General features: G+C 68.9%; 19 protein-coding genes. 8 read left to right on the top strand and 11 right to left on the bottom strand.

The annotated features are described in order from the left end of the window. Positions 1-18 precede the first annotated feature (18 nt). From H4W81_RS23405 to H4W81_RS23395, 3 genes are all read right to left on the bottom strand, one after another. The gene (locus H4W81_RS23405; protein WP_192776790.1) at positions 19-1,149 is read right to left on the bottom strand and encodes a potassium transporter TrkA; all 1,131 of its coding nucleotides are present in this window, start codon (positions 1,147-1,149) and stop codon (positions 19-21) included. Between the two features lie 282 nt (positions 1,150-1,431). Continuing rightward, positions 1,432-1,656: a hypothetical protein gene (locus tag H4W81_RS23400; RefSeq protein WP_192776789.1), complete on the bottom strand. Its 225-nt coding sequence runs from the start codon at positions 1,654-1,656 to the stop codon at positions 1,432-1,434. 47 nt (positions 1,657-1,703) lie between these two features. Continuing rightward, positions 1,704-2,207, bottom strand: a complete 504-nt coding sequence (locus tag H4W81_RS23395; protein ID WP_192776788.1) for a hypothetical protein — start codon at positions 2,205-2,207, stop codon at positions 1,704-1,706. 382 nt (positions 2,208-2,589) lie between these two features. Between H4W81_RS23395 and H4W81_RS23390 the strand changes: the two genes are divergently transcribed. The 6 genes from H4W81_RS23390 to H4W81_RS23365 all read left to right on the top strand — a co-directional run bounded on the left by H4W81_RS23390 (position 2,590) and on the right by H4W81_RS23365 (position 5,366). Then, positions 2,590-3,138: a MauE/DoxX family redox-associated membrane protein gene (locus H4W81_RS23390; protein ID WP_192776787.1), complete on the top strand. Its 549-nt coding sequence runs from the start codon at positions 2,590-2,592 to the stop codon at positions 3,136-3,138. Positions 3,139-3,158: 20 nt separating this feature from the next. Beyond that, positions 3,159-3,692, top strand: a complete 534-nt coding sequence (locus tag H4W81_RS23385) for a hypothetical protein (protein ID WP_192776786.1) — start codon at positions 3,159-3,161, stop codon at positions 3,690-3,692. A 47-nt stretch (positions 3,693-3,739) separates the two neighbouring features. Next, positions 3,740-4,018 carry a hypothetical protein gene (locus H4W81_RS23380; RefSeq protein ID WP_192776785.1) on the top strand — a complete coding sequence of 93 codons (279 nt, stop codon included), beginning with the start codon at positions 3,740-3,742 and terminating at the stop codon, positions 4,016-4,018. A gap of 106 nt (positions 4,019-4,124) precedes the next feature. Continuing rightward, positions 4,125-4,682 (top strand): hypothetical protein, encoded by a 558-nt coding sequence (locus H4W81_RS23375; protein ID WP_192776784.1) that lies wholly within the window; start codon positions 4,125-4,127, stop codon positions 4,680-4,682. Between the two features lie 35 nt (positions 4,683-4,717). Beyond that, the gene (locus tag H4W81_RS23370) at positions 4,718-5,086 is read left to right on the top strand and encodes a hypothetical protein (protein ID WP_192776783.1); all 369 of its coding nucleotides are present in this window, start codon (positions 4,718-4,720) and stop codon (positions 5,084-5,086) included. 64 nt (positions 5,087-5,150) lie between these two features. Further along, on the top strand, positions 5,151-5,366 hold the full coding sequence (locus H4W81_RS23365; protein WP_192776782.1) for a hypothetical protein: 216 nt from the start codon (positions 5,151-5,153) through the stop codon (positions 5,364-5,366). Between the two features lie 285 nt (positions 5,367-5,651). Here H4W81_RS23365 and H4W81_RS47480 read toward each other — a convergent pair whose 3' ends face one another. Further along, on the bottom strand, positions 5,652-7,211 hold the full coding sequence (locus H4W81_RS47480) for a serine/threonine protein kinase (protein ID WP_225958749.1): 1,560 nt from the start codon (positions 7,209-7,211) through the stop codon (positions 5,652-5,654). Between the two features lie 282 nt (positions 7,212-7,493). Continuing rightward, entirely contained in the window at positions 7,494-8,597 is a 1,104-nt protein-coding gene (locus tag H4W81_RS23355; RefSeq protein ID WP_225958748.1) for a glycerophosphodiester phosphodiesterase, read from the bottom strand. A 316-nt stretch (positions 8,598-8,913) separates the two neighbouring features. On the opposite strand from H4W81_RS23355, the gene H4W81_RS23350 reads away from it, so the two are divergent. Then, entirely contained in the window at positions 8,914-9,159 is a 246-nt protein-coding gene (locus H4W81_RS23350; protein WP_192776781.1) for a hypothetical protein, read from the top strand. On the opposite strand, the gene H4W81_RS23345 is transcribed toward H4W81_RS23350, so the two are convergent. The 5 genes from H4W81_RS23345 to H4W81_RS23325 form a co-directional block, all read right to left on the bottom strand. Continuing rightward, positions 9,134-9,784, bottom strand: a complete 651-nt coding sequence (locus H4W81_RS23345; RefSeq protein WP_264083183.1) for a LysR family substrate-binding domain-containing protein — start codon at positions 9,782-9,784, stop codon at positions 9,134-9,136. The genes H4W81_RS23350 and H4W81_RS23345 overlap by 26 nt on opposite strands. After that, the gene (locus tag H4W81_RS23340; protein WP_192776780.1) at positions 9,739-10,092 is read right to left on the bottom strand and encodes a LysR family transcriptional regulator; all 354 of its coding nucleotides are present in this window, start codon (positions 10,090-10,092) and stop codon (positions 9,739-9,741) included. The genes H4W81_RS23345 and H4W81_RS23340 overlap by 46 nt, the downstream gene beginning before the upstream one ends. A gap of 123 nt (positions 10,093-10,215) precedes the next feature. Next, positions 10,216-11,220 (bottom strand): acyl-CoA desaturase, encoded by a 1,005-nt coding sequence (locus H4W81_RS23335; protein WP_192776779.1) that lies wholly within the window; start codon positions 11,218-11,220, stop codon positions 10,216-10,218. An 18-nt stretch (positions 11,221-11,238) separates the two neighbouring features. Next, positions 11,239-11,529, bottom strand: a complete 291-nt coding sequence (locus H4W81_RS23330; protein WP_192780991.1) for a UBP-type zinc finger domain-containing protein — start codon at positions 11,527-11,529, stop codon at positions 11,239-11,241. A gap of 179 nt (positions 11,530-11,708) precedes the next feature. Next, positions 11,709-12,050, bottom strand: a complete 342-nt coding sequence (locus H4W81_RS23325) for a LapA family protein (RefSeq protein ID WP_192776778.1) — start codon at positions 12,048-12,050, stop codon at positions 11,709-11,711. 603 nt (positions 12,051-12,653) lie between these two features. On the opposite strand from H4W81_RS23325, the gene H4W81_RS49430 reads away from it, so the two are divergent. Further along, a complete protein-coding gene (locus H4W81_RS49430; protein ID WP_192776777.1) occupies positions 12,654-12,977 on the top strand; it encodes an RNA chaperone Hfq in 324 nt (107 codons plus the stop codon). An 89-nt stretch (positions 12,978-13,066) separates the two neighbouring features. Here the strand turns inward: H4W81_RS49430 and H4W81_RS23315 are convergent, their stop codons facing one another. Continuing rightward, the gene (locus H4W81_RS23315) at positions 13,067-13,891 is read right to left on the bottom strand and encodes a YhjD/YihY/BrkB family envelope integrity protein (protein ID WP_318781907.1); all 825 of its coding nucleotides are present in this window, start codon (positions 13,889-13,891) and stop codon (positions 13,067-13,069) included. Positions 13,892-13,905 lie beyond the last annotated feature (14 nt).

The raw sequence follows: 13,905 nt of genomic DNA, 5'->3' as shown, positions 1-13,905 counted from the left end.
GACGGACCTCGTTCGGCTTCAGAGAAATGGGGGACGGTCGCGCAGCTGGGCCCTGAGCTGGTGGAGCTGGCCGGTTATCTGATGGAGCTCGGCGACGTGGAAGTCCGCCGGCAGGTCCAGCTCCGCGTGGGCGGGGCCGGTGAACCTGACGCGTTCGCCGTCCACCACGACGCCGTCGCGGATCGCGCACCGCTGGTTGAAGGCGACGGCGTCCTCCAGGGCCAGCCCGGCGGGCAGGCGCAGCTCCAGCCGGGCGCCGGTGAGCCGTACCGGGTAGCCGCCCGGCAGGCCGAGCGGTCCTGGGAGGCTGGTGTCCGTCTGCGCTCCCGACAGCAGGCCGAGCACGAGCGTGGCTGCAGACAGGCCGGTGACGTGGTTGAGCTCGGCCCTGTCGGCGGCGCGCTGGGCGGCCAGCAGCTTGCCGGTCCCCGCGACGGGCTCGCCGTCCAGCCAGGCCATGGCCTCGTCGGGTTCGTCGGCGCCGTCAGGCTCGTCGGGCCCGTGCGGGGCGTGCAGGTGGGCGTGATGGGCGAGCACGTGCAGCCGACGCTGGTCGGGCAGGTCCAGCGCGGCCTGGAGGCTGGCGGCGAGCAGGCCGACGTTGCCGACGCCGCACAGCACGGGCACCCCGGTGGCCGCGAGGACCGGGTTGACCGCGTCGGGGAAGCAGGCGTTCACGAACCAGGCGGCCGGCCGTACGGCGGCCAGCGCCCTGCCTGCGCGCAGCGCCAGTTCGGCCTGGAAGGGCAGGGTCAGCCCGAACCCGGCGTGCTTCACCAGCGAGGTCCAGGCGGAGGGGGCGGTCGTGCGCTCCCACGGGGACTGACTGGAGGCGGCGAGGACGAGACCGTCAGGGGCGAGGCGGGACAGCAGGTCGGCCAGGGCATCGTCACTGGACAGGTCCGCCGTCTTCGGATGGAAGGCCACAGGCGCGCCCGCCAGCGCGGCGCGCGTGGCGGCCACGTAGCACACCTCGGCGGCCCGCTCCTGGCGGCGGCCCACGACGACGACGTCGAGGGGAATGCGGGTGGTGGTGGCCAGGGCGTAACACAGGCCACGGGCGAGCCCGCCGGTGCCGATGACGACAAGGGTGGGCCCGCCTCGCACGGAAGGAGTGGTCCTCGTCAGAACGGCGCGCTCCTCGGACAACCGCTGAGGGTGTCAACAGTTGATGTACGTCCGCTTGGGGTTCCAAGCGGTGATCATTCTGGACACCGGGTCATGCACCTGTCAATGAAGACAAGTCCCAATTTATGGGGGTTTCTGCAACTATTTGGGGTCAGCCCCAAACCCAAGAAATAGGGAGAGAGGGTGGGGTTTTCACCCCCGCACCGCTCTCCCTTCGGCGGTCCCGCCCCTCGGGATCATGCGGCCTTCGGCGGTCCCGCCCCTCCGGGTCACTCGACCCTCGGCGTCACCCGTCCCTCGGGGTCATCCGCCCGATCTCGCCGTCACCGACGGACTCCACTTGTCGCCCACCTGATCCAGGATGTCGCGGAGCCGGCAGGTCGCCGTGGCCACCGCCGTCCTGCGCGCCTCCTGGCAGCAGGCTTCCCGCCAGTCGTGACTTCCCGGTTGCGGCGCCCTGCGCTCACCGAGTTGCCCGAGCCTGACCCGGCTCCCGGCGACGAGCAGGCCCGCCTCGCGCGGTGCCATGGTCATCCCCACCGCCCGGCCGGGCGGTGGGGATCCCGCCGAGTGGTTCAGCGTGCTGTCTTGATGACGGAGGTCACAAAGGTCAGGCTGTCCGGGCCGACCCGTCCGGTGATCTCCCAGCAGCCTGCGACGGGGAAGTAGACGCCGGTGGCTTGGAACCCAGTGTCGCCATAGCCCTCGGGTACTTCGCTGCGCGCCGGAGCGGCGGGTCCGTCGAGTCGTCGGCCGGTGATCTTCAGATCTCCTGCGCTCGCCCGCCACCAGCCGAATTTCTGGTGAATCCAGCCGTCCGGCTGGATGAAACTCGCGTCGGCCTCGATGACGCCCTTCGGCGCCAGCCCTCCCACCCACAGTTTGCCGTTGCCGTACGAGTTCTCTCTTCCGAAGAAGTCCCCAGGCGTCTTGGCGGACGGATCGGGAGTGCTGGGCAGGGTCACAGGGCACTGGCCGGACGCGGCGGGCGGCTTCGCTGTCGCTGTTCCCTCGATCGAGGAGCAGCCCGTGGACGCCAGAACGACAACTGCAAGGGCGAAAGCGACTGATGGTCTCATGTCATCCTTACACCGCAAGTCACCGCGCGGTTCCCGGTACAGGTCGACAATTACTATTTTCATAGCAGATCTCTCCGTCTATCCGACGGTCTACTGCAGCCCCTGACTGGCCCCTGGACACTCAACCCGTACCCACGAGGCGTGGGCCGGGACACCCCGCTGCAGGAACGGACAAACCGCTGCCACCTGCGCGTATTTCATGTATCCGCAGGTGAGAGGTCCGAGGAGTCCCCTTTTTTGGGGCTTGCTCCAGGATTGATCGCGGCTTATGATCATCGCGAAGATCGGGTTTACAAGGATCTGTAAACCACTCGGCGGCCAATCCTTCCGCACTCGACCAAACCTTCTTGATGCACTGTCCCATGCCTGAAAAGGTGCTCCCTTGGGTTTGAACGAATGGCTTCTGGCCTGCGCCAACGCAGCAGCCGCTACCCTCCTTCTCAATTCCGGCTTAGCAAAGATGGTTACGCCTGACGCGTTGCGCCGGGCGCTTACCGAACTGGTTCCGTCATTCACCGGAAAAAGCGCTCCGCTCATGGTGCGCGGGCTGGCCGCGGTCGAGATCGTGGCGGCGACCGCGCTGCTCATCGCTCCCGCGCGGATGGCAGCCGCGTTCCTGTCCGCGCTGCTCGGCGTGGGCTTCGCCGCCTTCGGCCTGCTCGGCACAATGCGTGGAAGCAGCGCGCCGTGCGGCTGCTTCGGAGCCTCGAACAAGCAACCACTCGGCTGGACGAACGTCGCCCTGGGCGTCCTGCTCGCCGCCGTCCTCCCGCTCAATGTGGCGAACCCGTCGGCAGCGCACGGTGACTACACCGCGAGCGCTCTGATGCTGGCCGCCACGCTCACCGTCGTGTTGTGCGCGTACACGCACCGTCAGCTGATGCGACGTCATCTCGTGGTACGGCCCCGCCGCCCGAAGCCCACTCACTGAATCCGGAAAGGAAGCGGCCGATGCTGGTCGTATTTGCTTTCGCGCTGCTCGTACTGGCGGCCGCGATCGTGGTGCTGTTCGCGATGTTCGGCGAACTGGCCTCCCGGGTGCGCGATCCGGCCTCCGCGCACCAGCGCGATTCGCGCGTGGAACCGCTGGAGGACCTGCAGGTAGGCCGGGCTCTCGAGGTGTGGCCCAACGGCATGCCGCACTCCGACGACGCGACCCTGCTGGTGCTGAGCACATCGTGCGAATCGTGCCGCGATGTCGCCACGCAACTGAGCTCCGACCCGGGCCACTCGGACTGGGAAGGCGTGGGTCTGGTCATCTCCACCGCCGGTCGGCAAACAGGAGAGAACTTCATCGCCGACTTCCACCTCGAGGGCTTCCCGCACTTCGTCGACGAGGGCGGCGACTGGTCGCGCGAGGAGCTGGGCGTGCAGCAGAGTCCCACGGCCGTCGTCGTGCGTTCGGGGCTCCTGGACTCCGCGTACGTCTTCAACGATGTCTCATCGCTGCGGAGCACTCTGCAGCAACAGAAGGAGGTCGTATGAGATCCACCCCAGAAAAGACCAGTGCCGGAGGTGGCCGGAAGGAGTCAGTGCGGCGGCGACGGTTCCTAGGCGGACTGGGAGCCACCGGGCTCACCGCCGCCGCCGTGATGTTCGGCCGGCCGGAGGCCGCGCAGGCGGCGGTCGCATGGAGATGCTGCCACCTGTGTCAGTCGCCGTCCATCTCGCTCAGCACGTGCAAGAGCTACTCCGGGCACTACCTCTGGTACTGCAACGCCGAGGCGCGCATCCAGTGCCAGTGCTGCGAGACGAAGAGCGGTGGCTGCCCGACCGGCGTGCGGTCCGCCGGCGGCTGCTTCTACACCTGACGAAGGACGGCAAGCCATGACCCGCTGGATCATCATCGGCGCCGTAGGCGCCATCCTGCAGGTGCTCAGCCCTTGAGGCCGGTCGATGGCCGGGGTGGCCGGTCCCATGCTGCGTCGCGACAGAGCGCATGGGGTCCGCTTCCTGGTCGGTCTCGCCGTGGGCGGGACTTTGGCTGGAGCGGTGCTCGCCGTGCTCGCCTATCTCGTAGGCAGCGCCGTACAGGCGATTCTCCCCATGACCGTACGTCTTTGGCTGCTGGCGCTGGCAAGTGCCGCATTCGGGTTGGCCGACCTGGCCAACAGGACTCCGCATGTGTGGCGGCAGGTGCCACAACGGTTCGTGCACCGGCTGACGCCGGGAGTACTCGGTCTGGTCTGGGGATTCGACCTCGGTCTCCTCGTCACCACGCAGAAGGTCGCCTCGCTGATCTGGGTGTCCGTCACGGCGGTCGTCCTGCTGGAACCGACAGCCGCTGCAGGCGTCCTGGTGGGGATCGCCCTGATCGCCTCCGTGGTCGTGACGGCGTGGAGCATGAGCGAACGCACGTCTGATCTCCTGGTCAGCAGAAAGGAGCACCAGTGGGTGACGATCATCAGGCGGGCGTCCGGCCTGGCCTTGCTGATTCTGGCGCTCCTGGCGGCGATCCAGGCGTGGGGAGGCTAGATCCGTTACTGGAGCTCGAGCCCGATCTGGGCCAAGTGATCGTCACTCGCTTCGAGTGCGGCAGCCGGCTGAAGCTGGTGGCGATGCTCGTGCTGCACAGGCGCGTCAAGCGTCACGTGCGGCGCCTGGCTCGCGGCCTGGTCGGAGTCAAGACGCTGGTGGACTGGCGCACCAGCACGATGCTGAGCATCACCCTGTGGAAGGACCTCGACAGCGTCTACTCCATGGGACAGGTCCCTCAGCACGTGGCGGCGGTGCGGGTGCCGGGCTCGCTGGGAGTCCGGACCAGCTCCGGGGTCTTCTGTTTCGCCGGAGACTGGCGGCGGGTGATGTTCCGCAGCCCGTCGGAACCGCGCTCGCCGCTCTATCCCCTACCTTCGCGATCTGCTCGAAAGGAAGGCTGAGATGCCCTCAGGAACCGAACGCGGCCATGCCGTACTGAGTCCGAGAGAAGACGGAACGACGACAGTGGCGATCTGCACCGCCATCACCAACGGACAACCGGACAACATCTACGCCAGGTTCTTCGGCATGGCGACGGTGAAGGTGGACCCGGCTCTCCAGCTCACCAGCGGCGACTCGTTCCAGTACACCAACGACATCGTCGAGGTGTACGCCGACCAGGCCGGGGTCGTCTACGTGAGCGCCATCAAGCCCCAGTACGGGCTGACGCTCACCAGCTGAACCGACCCTGAGGGTACGGCCGTGCGGCCGTACCCTCAGGCGCCGGGGCCCTCGCGGCACGGTGGGAAGGGCCGGATGAATCCAGCACGTCGGTGGGGGCCGACTTGCCGGCACCGGGGCTGACCGACCGGCGGGGCGGCCATGCCCCGGAGACGGTGCTGCGCGCGGCGAGGTTCGGCTGGCGCATCGCCGAGACCGACGGTCCGAGGTCACCGGCAGCGACTCCAGGTTGACCCTGCTGTCCGAATCGGCCTGCCCGGATCTTCGTGGTCAAGCACGGCGGAGTCAGCACATGGTCCAGGTGGCCGACTTGGTCCTCCGCACCGGCGAGGTGAGCCGGAAGGTGACGGTGTGCCTGGACCCGAGGTCGGGGTCGACCTGCTTCTTCGAGCCGAAATAGTCACCCCGGCTGTGGGACGGCATCCGCCTGGAGCTGCTTTCGATCACCTGTCCGTCGACGAGCCACTGGTAGGAGAATGGGGCTCCCATCTCGGTCGCGTCCAGGGCGATACCGAAGCTGACCGGCCCCGAGTAGCAGGTGACGCCCGCGTCGTTGATCCTGGACGCACCGGCGACCCGCACGTAGGCGAGGCTGAACGAGGCCGCCTTGGGCTTGCTCGCGGTGGGCGACGGGAGCCTGGTCGCCGGTTTCTTCGTCGCCGTGGGCGTCTTCGCGGGCGTGGGCCGCACGCTCGTGCGCTCCTGCGACGGTCTGGGAGTGGGGCGCGGGCGTTTGGTCGTGGGGGTGATCGGCGGGGTTCGCGTCTTCCTGGGCGCGACGGTCTTCCCGCGCTTGGTGGCGGCGGAGAGGGACGGCTCGCTGGAGCCGGCGGCCAACGCCGGCGGCGCGGGGTCGGGGTGCAGCCAGGCGTTCCAGACCACGACGCCGGCCGCCAGGCACACGGCGACTGCTCCTGAGATGCCGGCGATCAGCGGCGGGCGCAATGCCGCGCGGCTCGGCGGAAGAGCGCGGGGCGGGCGGCCGCCTCCCGGAGCGTGCCGGGGACCGGGCGTGGCGGGCTGACCCTCCAGCGGCAGGTGCTGGTTTCCGACGGCGGCCGCCGGTTGCCCGCCGAGAAGGCGCAGCAGGACGTCCCGCATCTGTGGGCGGGCGCTCGGATCCTTGGCCAGGCAGGCGTACACGACTGAGCGCAGCGGCTCCGGCAAGTCGCCCAGGAACGGCTCCTGGTTCAGGATGCGAGTGATGACCGCGGGCAGCGAATCGTTGCCGAACGGGGGCGTGCCCGTCCCCGCGAACACCATGACCGAAGCCCAGGCGAAGACGTCCGCCGCCGGGCCCACGTACGCGCCCGCGAGTTGCTCGGGGGCCATGTACGCGGGCGTCCCGACGACGCCGCTGGTGACGGTGACCGCGGAGGCGGCGACGCGGGCGATGCCGAAGTCGACGACGCGCGGCCCGTCTCGTCCAAGCAGCACGTTGGCGGGCTTGAAGTCGCGGTGCACAATGCCCGCCGCATGGATGGCGGTCAGCGCCGTGGCCGTGCTGACGGCCAGGCGCTGCAGGTCGGCGCCGTGATGGCGGCCCGTCTCCTGCAGCGAGGGCCCGTCGACGTACTCGCTGACAATGTACGGACGCCCGCCCATCGACGCGTCGAGCACCTGGGCGACGCAGAACGGCTCCACGCGCCGGGCAGCCGCGATCTCCTTGGCGAAGCGGTGGTCGCCGCCGACGGACTGCCGCAGGACCTTGACCGCCACCGGCCGGCCGTCCGGGGCCTGACCCAGGTAGACGATGCCCTGGCCGCCCTCGCCGAGCCGCCCGACGATCCGGTAGGCCGCGATCGCCTGGGGGTCGTCTGGGCGCAGCGGTTCGGTATTCGGCATAAGTGGAGTCACTCCTGCGACGGCCGGGATGGACCTCATGCACCTTAACCGGATAGATCACGATTTGTGGCTGCGTTGCGCGATCCCCGCCAGAGGCGGCGGTTTCGATTACCGGTTTGCCGCACCGGCCAAGGACCGGTGACGATCCTGCAGGTCTTCCGCGGCCCCGGTGCGTGGTGGCATGCGGAGCGTCTCGCGGACCGTGTCGGTCGGCGACGCCGGCCCGGGCCGGCCTCGCCGGTCAGCGACCGGCGAGGCCACCCCTGAGTGCGACTCTTGGGGTCACACGCCTGGGCGTGCGGTCCGCCGGGTGACCACCGCCCGGCCCATGCCGGGGTCGTCGCAGAACGCGCCGTCGATGCCGAGCTCCACGAGCCGGCTCAGCCAGCCCATCACGTCTCCCGTGGCGCGGGAGAAGACCGGGCTCGCCGGGTTGCCGAGCCGGTAGTCGAGGGGGAGCTGGGAGTTCTCGTTGCGCACGGTCCAGACGTGCACCTCCAGCCGCGCGCGGTGGGCGTCGGCGATCAGCGTGGTCGGCTGCTGCAGCCTGCCGTCCGAGCCCACGGGCACGACGCGGCGGGTGTCCACGCCGATCCCGTTGGCGTAGGCGGCCACCTCGCGCAGTCCCTCCGGCTTGACCATGTCGTCATAGGTGCGCGGATCGCCTGCGGCGACCCAGTCGTACGGCGCGCCGCCCGAGGTGATCAGCTGGATCAGCGGCAGCCTGGTCTTGGCGCGCAGGTCGCGCAGGTTGGCGGTCTCGAACGACTGGATGAAGGCCTTGCGTACCCGGTGGGTGTTCAGCACCTCGAGCAGCGGCTCCTCCAGCGACAGGCCGATGGAGTCGAAGTAGGTCGGGTGCTTGGTCTCGGGGTAGACGCCCACGCCATGGTGCTGCGCGAGGCGGACGACCTCCTCGAACGTGGGGATCTCCGCCAGCCCGTCGAAGGCGGTGTTGTCGGGGCGCAGGTCGGGCACGCGTTCCTTGGCGCGCAGCGTCTTGAGCTCGGCGAGGGTGAAGTCCTCGGTGAACCAGCCGGTGACCGCCCGGCCGTCGATCGTCTTGGTGGTGCGTCGGCCGGCGAACTCGGGACGGGAGGCCACGTCGGTGGTGCCGGAGATCTCGTTCTCGTGCCGGGCCACCAGCACATGGTCCTTGGTCGAGACCAGGTCGGGCTCGATGTAGTCGGCGCCCATCGCGATGGCGGCCTCGTACGACAGCAGCGTGTGCTCGGGGCGGTGGGCGCTGGCGCCGCGGTGGCCGATCACGATGGGGGCCTGGCCGCGGCCCTCGGCCGTGGCGGGGTTGGACTGGAACAGCACAACGGCGACCGTACCGCCTGTCAGGACGGCGAGCGCGCCCGAGAGTAACCTGCGGATCATCATGCGCGCACGATAGACCGCCCGGGTGGCCCGGAGGTTAAGGCCGGATGGTCACGAGGTGCCCGTCGGCGCCGGGCGAACGCATACCCGAGCGCGGCCGAGCGGGCCGAGGTGGACGGCAACTTCGCCGGCAGCATCCCGCTGGTCGAGTTCGACAGGCTGCACGTGGACCGCTGAGGTCAGGCGTGAGCCCGGCCACGGCGAGTGCCGGCCGGCGCGTTCTGGAACCCGTTACCCACCCTGGCCGGATCAAGGGCGATCGCGGGCGTGTGCTCAGGGCTTATGCCACACGCCTCTGGCCGCGGCTTCCTGCGCGTAGGTGCTGACCGCGCTGGGCAAGCTGATGCGGGTGAGCAAACGCATGACCGAACGCACTCAAGTGCCGCGGACGATCCGGGGCACGATCGAAGCCGGCCTCGAGAGCGGTATGGGCGTGATCCCGTCTCGCTGGTGTGAGAGCGCTCGACCTGCGGCGCGAACCAGGATGGCGCCGCACATGGCGCCGTCGACGCCCGATGTCGTGGTGGAAACGACCAAGGTCAGGAAACTTCACCGCCGCAGCTGATGGCCGTCGGCGCGTTCCGGCCGAAGGCCGGGTCGGCGGGTTCCAGCCAGCCGAGCCGATGGGCGAGGTGACGGGCACTGTCGATGACGGCGGCCACGTGAGCGGACGGGGCGCCGGAGCGCCACAGGAGCGACCACGGGTAGTGGGTCACCGGTTCGATCAGGGGGCGCCAGACGGTGCCCGGCCGGTTGGAGGTGCGGGAGGAGGAGGGGACGCACAGCACGCAGCGGCGCTGGAGCACGAGGTCGGCGGCGGCACGGGTGCTCTCGACGGTTCCCTCGTAAATAGTGGGCGAGAATCCGGCCGAGCGGCACAGTTCAATGACGAACTGGTTGAACTCCGGCGTTTGACTGTCCTCGCCGAGGAGGAGAGGTTCGTCGGCCAGGGAGGTGACGGGCACACCGTCTTGTGTGGCGAAGCGGTGATCGTCGGGGACCAGCACGCCGAGCGGATCGAGCCTGATGAGCTCGGAGGCCACATCGGCAGGGGTGTGGGAGGCTCGTCCGATCCCGATGTCCAGCCGCCCGTCGGCCAGTTGGCGGTACTGCTCAGGGGTGCTGGCCTCGACCTGGTGAATCGTCAGATCCGGATGGCGCTGTTGTACGGCTCGCAGGATCTGCGGCATGGAGTCGTAGCCGGCGTCGATGATGCCGACCCGGAGCGTGCGGGGGCGGCGACCGCGTTCCGTGCGGCGTGTGCTGCCCGGCCCACGTGGTCGAGGATCTGGCGAACCTCGACGAGAAAGGCCGAACCGGCCGGGGTGAGCTCGACGTGGTGGGTGCTGCGATTCAGCAGCCGCACTCCGAGTTCGCGCTCGAGCCGCTGCACCTGCTGGCTCAGCGCGGACTGCACGATGTGCTCGCGGGCGGCCGCGCGACCGAAGTGCAGTTCCTCGGCCAGCGTCACGAAGTAGCGGAGTTGGCGTAGCTCCATGCCTGCCACCCCTTTCCTGCCGGGCGGCGCTGATGCGGGCCGTCTCTCTTCACCTTAGGTCGCTCTCGCGGTGGGCCGGGGACGTACGGTCACGGAGGCTCAGACGGCCGGCCACTCCGGCGGTCAGCCTTCCGTCGGCGCGCGGGCTTGTTCGGGCACGTTGGCGCGGCGGCGGCGTTCCGTGCGGACCGGGTCGGGCCAGTGCACGTCGGTGGCCCATCCGAGCCGCTCGAAGAGGCGGATCAGCCCGGCGGAGGGGTCGATCTGGTGCCGGTCCACGCCGTGCCGGGCGCAGGTCGGCTCGCTGTGGTGGCCGTTGTGCCAGCTTTCCCCGAACGACAGCAGCGCGAGCGGCCACAGGTTGGTCGAGCGATCGTGGCGACGGGTCGTGAAGGGCCTGGTCCCCATGACGTGGCACAGAGAGTTGACGCTCCAGGTCACGTGCTGCAGCAGGGCGACGCGCACCAGCCCGGCCCACAGGAACGCGGTCAGCCCGCCGTACAGGCTGCCGCTGATCGCCCAGCCGGCCAGGAACGGCAACACCAGCGATACGACGCACAGGGCCGGAAAGGCGCGCGTCACCCTGACCATCGCCGGATCGGCGAGCAGGTCGGGAGCGTAGCGGGCGGGCGAAGTCTGATCGTCGGCGAACATCCAGCCCATGTGCGCGTGGGCAAGCCCCCGAAGCTGCGCGCGCAGGCCAGTGCCGTACCGGTAGGGAGAATGTGGATCGCCCGGCCGGTCGGTGAAGGCGTGATGGCGACGGTGGACCGCCACCCAGTTGATGAGATTGCCCTGGAAGCTCATCGACCCGGCGACCGCCAGCGCCACCCGCAGCCACGGGCGAGCGGTGAAGGACCCGTGGGTGAGCAGCCGGTGAAATCCGACGCTCACCCCGAGCCCGGTCACCACGTAGAAGGCTCCGGCCAGCAGCAGATCGGTAAAGGCGATTCCCCGCCCCCACGCCAGGAAGATCGCGATCGCCAACGCGACGAACGGCAGAACGACGATGGTCGCCGTCAGCGCTATCTGTGCTCTGCCGGCCGGAGCATGCTGCGCGGCTTGGGGGAAGGGGGAGACGCCGTCGTAGTCCTCCCGGCGTCGCACCGTTCGTTCAGAGATCGTCATCAGCCTTGTCCGTCTCGGTCACACGGCCTTGCCGTGTATGTAGCACCATCTCCAGGTCGTCTCCGACTCCAGGGCGGCAACCACCGGGTGGTCGGTCTCCCGGTAGTGCTCCCTGGCGTGAGAGCCCGGCGAATCGTCGGAACAGGCGACCCACCCGCATGTCAGGCACACCAGCAGGCGTGTCCAGGCCAAGCCGGACGCCAGGCACTGCTGGCATTCGGGTGCCCCTCGCTCGACGCTCGGCAGGAGGTCGAGGTGGTCGCAGCGCGGCGCCTGACCGTTCGGACCACTGCGCGCGGTCACATTCATGCCATATACGTCCAGGGCCATGGCGACCCCCTTATAGCGACAGTGACGCGAGGTGCGCCGACTGATTCACCTATCAGTCAATGTGATCTGCGGGCCTGCGGAAACGTCCAATCCCAGCAAGCCTCATCACCGGCTGCGATCGCCGGTCTGATGCAGGTTGATCGCGCTGGCACGTTTGATCAGGGAGTTCGAGGGTCCTCGTCTGCAGCGGACCGCGTCGGCGGGTTGACTGTCTCCTTGGGAGGCGCGAGGCGTCGGGGGGCTGCCGGCGTTTGGGCGGCGCGGTGATGAGCCGCTTGGCGTAGTTGCAGGATCCGGCCGGTGCCGGGGATGGCCACGGCCATGATCCCGCCGATGGCCGCCAGGAGCAGGGCCACTCCCAGCGGGAGGACCCCCTGCCAGCCGAGGAAGGAGATCTGGACCAGCTGACCGTTCTGCAGCACGAAGACCAGCAGGAGGAGCAGCACGATCGCCCCGGCGATCAGGGCCACCCACCATCCGCCGATACGGGTGCGTCGCACGGCGAATCGGCGCCGCGGGGATCCACGGGCACCGATGGGTTCGGTGGGGAGCTGCTCATTGCTCACAACGCTCAGTCTCCTCCAGCGTGTGATTGCGCGATAGAGGGAGCGGCCGGGGTGGTCGAAGCAGTCGCCGCAACCGCCGCGGCGCTCGCGGCGTGCTTCTCCGCCGGGCGGTCACGGGTCAGCGTCCTGACCTTGGCCGGATGATCCATCGGGTCGGCGACCGGCGACCGGCGATCGGCGCGCGGCAGCAGCAAGCGGCCTGATGCTCACTGTTCTCCTCGGCGCGGGAGGGGGAAACGAGCAATCACCGAGCCGGTTATCACCGGAACCGATGAGCGCGCGCCAACACACCCACCCGCGCACCCCACCCAGGCGGCCGCTGTTCCACCGCACCGGCATCCTTCACCGCCGCCAAAAGCAAGGCCGTGACCGTTTCTCGTGGTCAAGGCCGTTTCCCGTGCCCGGCCATCTCCTTGCACAGCAGAGTGGTTGGACGATCACACCCCTCGCCACGCCCGACGTGGGATGATGGAGGGGAGATATCAGCCTCTCCACCACTTCTGGTTGATCGCTTCCCACGTGCGGGGAGATATCGCCGTGGTGCCGTTCGTGCTGCCGATCCACATGCCCGAAGAGGCGTACGAGATGACCGTGGCTGGGCTTGGAGAGGAGGGCCGGATGACTGCGATCAACGTGTGGCGTGACTTGCTGTCCGACATGCAAGGCAGCCAGCAGCGCGTGACGGTTCACCTGCTCGGCGGCCAGTCGCTCAAGGGGGTTGTCGTCGAGTTCGACCGCGTTAACGAAGTCGTCGTCCTCGATGAGTACGCGCAGGGTTCTGCTGTGATGAGACACGAATCCCCCGTGCACACGATTGTGCTGTCGGCAGTTCAGGCCGTCACGGTCCACAAGCAGGACTAGGCGCTCACGCTCGCCGGCGACGATCACTGCGATCGCCAGGGAGATGAGGCGCGCAGCCGCAACCTGCTCACCTCTGCCTCCGACGAGCATCACGCCACGCGTTGCTGAGAGCTGGGTGGCGTGGCCAGATCGGTGACATGGCCGGTGGTGCTGGTGGCTGCCAGAGCAGTGGCGAACAGGATGAGCTGATTGAGGATCTTCAGGAAGAGAAGCATCCCGACGGCGGCGGTGACGACCTGATAGGCAGGGTTGGCCGTGGTGAGGTTGAGGTAGACCTGTCCGAGGGTTTTGAGCATCTCCAGACCGATCGTGATGACGAGCGCGGGACCGATCACCCTTCGCAGCGGCAGCCGTAGCCGGGGCGGTGCGGTCAGCAACGCCATGGCCAGCAAGGCATTGACACCGGTGCCGAGCACGAAGGCGGCCGCGGCCAGCACCCACCGGCCCGGAGCGGCGTCCGCGCCGACGGTATGAACGGCCAGCCAGGTCAGCAGCCACTCAGCGGCGAAGGCGACGGCCAGTGACAGGCTGAGGAGCAGCCCGAGCCCGGCGACCACGCCCAGGTCGATGAGCTGGCGCAGGAAGAAGTTGCCCGGATACTCGTCCAGCCCCCAGATCGCTCTGCTTGCCGAGCGCAGGGTGTCCATCCAGAACAGGCCCGTCAGCGGCAGCGCGACGATTGCCACCAAGCCGGCGGTTCCACCCGCCTCACGGAGCGCCTGGACGTCCAGTCGCGGAAGATTCTCGCTCAGGTAGTGCTGCACGGCGGCCAGCACCGTCGGATAGTCCAGGACGCGGCCGAGGACGGCGAATCCCAGCAGGCCCAGTGCGAAGGTGGCGAAGAAGGCGTAGTAAGTGAGCGCGGCCGACAGCCGGCCGCCATTTGCCTGGTCGTAGCAGGTTCCGGCGCGCACCAGGTGATCAAGCC

The organism is Nonomuraea africana (genome assembly GCF_014873535.1).
In the GTDB taxonomy this organism is placed as follows: Bacteria; Actinomycetota; Actinomycetes; order Streptosporangiales; family Streptosporangiaceae; genus Nonomuraea; species Nonomuraea africana.
The sequence above is the reverse complement of the archived record's forward strand: the minus strand, read 5'-3'. Positions and strand labels throughout refer to the sequence as shown.

Bases quoted from the DNA above. Each gene is read 5' to 3' on its own strand.
- H4W81_RS23400 (WP_192776789.1), bottom strand. From the start codon at position 1,656: ATGGCACCGCGCGAGGCGGGCCTGCTCGTCGCCGGGAGCCGGGTCAGG.
- H4W81_RS23395 (WP_192776788.1), bottom strand. From the start codon at position 2,207: ATGAGACCATCAGTCGCTTTCGCCCTTGCAGTTGTCGTTCTGGCGTCC.
- H4W81_RS23385 (WP_192776786.1), top strand. From the start codon at position 3,159: ATGCTGGTCGTATTTGCTTTCGCGCTGCTCGTACTGGCGGCCGCGATC.
- H4W81_RS23375 (WP_192776784.1), top strand. From the start codon at position 4,125: ATGCTGCGTCGCGACAGAGCGCATGGGGTCCGCTTCCTGGTCGGTCTC.
- H4W81_RS47480 (WP_225958749.1), bottom strand. From the start codon at position 7,211: ATGCCGAATACCGAACCGCTGCGCCCAGACGACCCCCAGGCGATCGCG.
- H4W81_RS23355 (WP_225958748.1), bottom strand. From the start codon at position 8,597: ATGATGATCCGCAGGTTACTCTCGGGCGCGCTCGCCGTCCTGACAGGC.
- H4W81_RS23345 (WP_264083183.1), bottom strand. From the start codon at position 9,784: ATGCCGCAGATCCTGCGAGCCGTACAACAGCGCCATCCGGATCTGACG.
- H4W81_RS23340 (WP_192776780.1), bottom strand. From the start codon at position 10,092: ATGGAGCTACGCCAACTCCGCTACTTCGTGACGCTGGCCGAGGAACTG.
- H4W81_RS23335 (WP_192776779.1), bottom strand. From the start codon at position 11,220: ATGACGATCTCTGAACGAACGGTGCGACGCCGGGAGGACTACGACGGC.
- H4W81_RS23330 (WP_192780991.1), bottom strand. From the start codon at position 11,529: ATGAATGTGACCGCGCGCAGTGGTCCGAACGGTCAGGCGCCGCGCTGC.